Here is a 2,341-nt window from a genome sequence, read left to right on the forward strand (position 1 = left end):
ACCGCCCAGCTCGTCGAGGCCGGACGGGAGATCCACCACGCCGCCGGCACGAAGATCGTCCTCGACGCCGGCGCCGAGATCACCCTCCAGGCCGGCGGCAGCTTCATCAAGATCGACCCCTCGGGCGTCACCCTCAGTGGCCCCAGCGTCCGCCTCAACTCCGGCGGCAGCCCGGGCTCCGGCAGCACCCAGCAGGCGCAGATCCCCGAACTGCCCGGGCACGTACTCCCGGGAACAGCCGACGGGGTCGCGGAAAGCGGACCCGATGCCTTGCTCGCCCATCGGCTGGACCAGGCCAGCAGGGAACATCAGCCGCTGGTGGAACCCTGCCCCGAACCGGCCGAAGGGGAACCGTGTCCGCTGGGCGATGATTGCCCCTGCGACCGGCAAGGGGACAAGACATGAGCGAGCGGGTGCAGGCACCCGGGCTCTCCGGTGTATGGACGGCGCAAAAGGAACACGCGGCCTGGCTGGTACTCGATCAGGCGCCGAGCACGCTCCGGCGCGTGTACGAGCTTGACGATGCGCCCGAGGTGGACTGGCTGTTCCGCGAGACACGCTACGCAGCGCTGGAGGATCGCAGCCCGCTCCTTGTGCGGACCCGCCCGGATACACCCCTGTGGCAGGCGTTCGCCGAGGCCCGCGGTGAACCGCCCATGGTGGGTATTCTTCTGCGCACCACCACCAGCCCCGACGACCTGGTGGCCCACCTTCGGCATCGGCTCGAGGTGGCCATCGGACCGAACCGTCGGGCGCTGCTGCGGTTCCAGGACCCATGGGTGGCCTCGGCGCTGTTCGCCGACGAGTCCGGCCCGGCCCAGTGGCTGGGGCCGATCGACGGCGTCTTCTGGTTTGGCGGCACCTTCGCCCAGCGGGCGGCAACGGGTCCCGTCTGGCATGGGCTGACCCGGACACCCGACGCGGCGGGTGAGCCGGCCGGGGCGGACGCTCCCCCCGTACCACTGACGCCCGCGCAACACTCCGCCCTGCAAACCCTCGCCGAACAACAGGCCCTCTGGCGCGAGACCGGACAGCACGTGGCACTGGATGCCAGCGAGCCGGCCGATGCCGGGGCCTTCCTCCGGGCGCTGGACGAGGCCGGGCGCCTCGCCATCCCGGAGAACCAGCGGGTACACCACCTGGTCCGGCAGCTTGCGCGGCCGGCGGCACCGTCGCCGGAACCGCACCCGCCCGCCTGACCCGGTCACGGAAGACCACTCCAGCCCTTCGGAGACACCACACGGATGAGCCAGGGAACACCGAACAACATCGCCTGCGAAGGCAGCAAGCTTTTCATCCAGGTCATGGGCCGGGAACACCCGGACGGCCAGCGCCTCGAGATCGTCGACAGCCGCACCCGGGATCCCATCGACGCCTTTGGCGAGGCGGACACGGAATCCCTGGAGGACCCGGTCAGCGAACTGCACCAGTGGTGCTGGCCGGAGGATCGCCGGCAGGAACGGGTCGATGCACAGCTGGTGATCGAGCGCGAGGACGGCGGCGACATTCACGTGCCGCTGTTCGAACAGCTCTTCCACACCAGCCGCCGCATGAGGCTCCAGGAGAACATCATTCAGCCCGTGCTTCCCATGGCACTGTGGAACGAGCTCGGGCGCGACCAGCGGCACGCCCTGCCGCTCCGGGCCGGGTTTCTCTACATCTTCCTCGGCGGCCGGCTCTGGCGCGAGCTGGAAGTCGGCGCCGATGACGAAGCCGGGCACCTGCGGCTCCGCGACATCGATCTGGCCGATCACCGCGACAACGACGGGAACTGGCAGGACGACCGGCGCCCCGCCGCCGGGGTCGCGCTGGAGGAATTCTGGCTGCCACGCCAGGCCAACGGCCGCTGGCTTCCCCGGGAGCTGCGCATGGCCTTCTCCGAGGTGCAGTGGAGCGCCGCGCGTCTGCGGCACCTCGAGGCGGACGACACCGCACGCAGCCGGCGCTGTCGCCAGGTGGGGTTTTCGCAGTCCCGGTGGCCCTCTCCCGGCAGCCTGTACCCCCTGGAGGACGCCACGCCCATGGGGCCGCGCATCCCGCTCGCCGAGACCCGGACTGCCCAGCCGCAAGTACTCCTCCGGGAACTCGACGGCAAGGCCATGCAACGACTGCACGAGCGGGCCGCCCGCGAGGCCGACGAACTGGACGACCCCGCCGAAGCGGGCGAGGCGGTGCATGAAGGCACAGCCGCCCCGGTGCCCTACGCCGACGAGAGTGACACGCTGTACCTGCAGGCCGCCGCCCGGCTGCAGGTAACAAACGAGCGCCTGGCCGAGAGCGACTCCGAGATCGAGCCCCCGGACACCCTTCTGTGGGAAGGCTTCGAGCCGGTCGACGACAG

At 70.7% G+C, this 2,341-nt stretch carries 2 protein-coding genes and 1 pseudogene; all 3 read left to right on the forward strand.

All coding sequences use genetic code 11. The features are described 5' to 3' along the window. A pseudogene (locus C998_RS15270) lies at nucleotides 1–405 on the forward strand (type VI secretion system tip protein VgrG); the annotation flags it as partial. Then, a complete protein-coding gene (locus C998_RS0113820) occupies nucleotides 402–1,199 on the forward strand; it encodes a DUF4123 domain-containing protein (RefSeq protein ID WP_018871464.1) in 798 nt (265 codons plus the stop codon). The pseudogene C998_RS15270 and the gene C998_RS0113820, both read left to right, overlap by 4 nt. 45 nt (nucleotides 1,200–1,244) lie before the next feature. Beyond that, nucleotides 1,245–2,341, forward strand: a 1,097-nt coding sequence (locus C998_RS14280; protein WP_038082224.1) for a toxin VasX, incomplete at its 3' end; no start/stop codon positions are given.

Origin of the sequence: Thioalkalivibrio sp. ALgr3, assembly GCF_000377325.1 — a bacterium.
Taxonomy (GTDB): domain Bacteria; phylum Pseudomonadota; class Gammaproteobacteria; order Ectothiorhodospirales; family Ectothiorhodospiraceae; genus Thioalkalivibrio.

Bases quoted from the DNA above. Each gene is read 5' to 3' on its own strand.
- C998_RS0113820 (WP_018871464.1), top strand. From the start codon at position 402: ATGAGCGAGCGGGTGCAGGCACCCGGGCTCTCCGGTGTATGGACGGCG.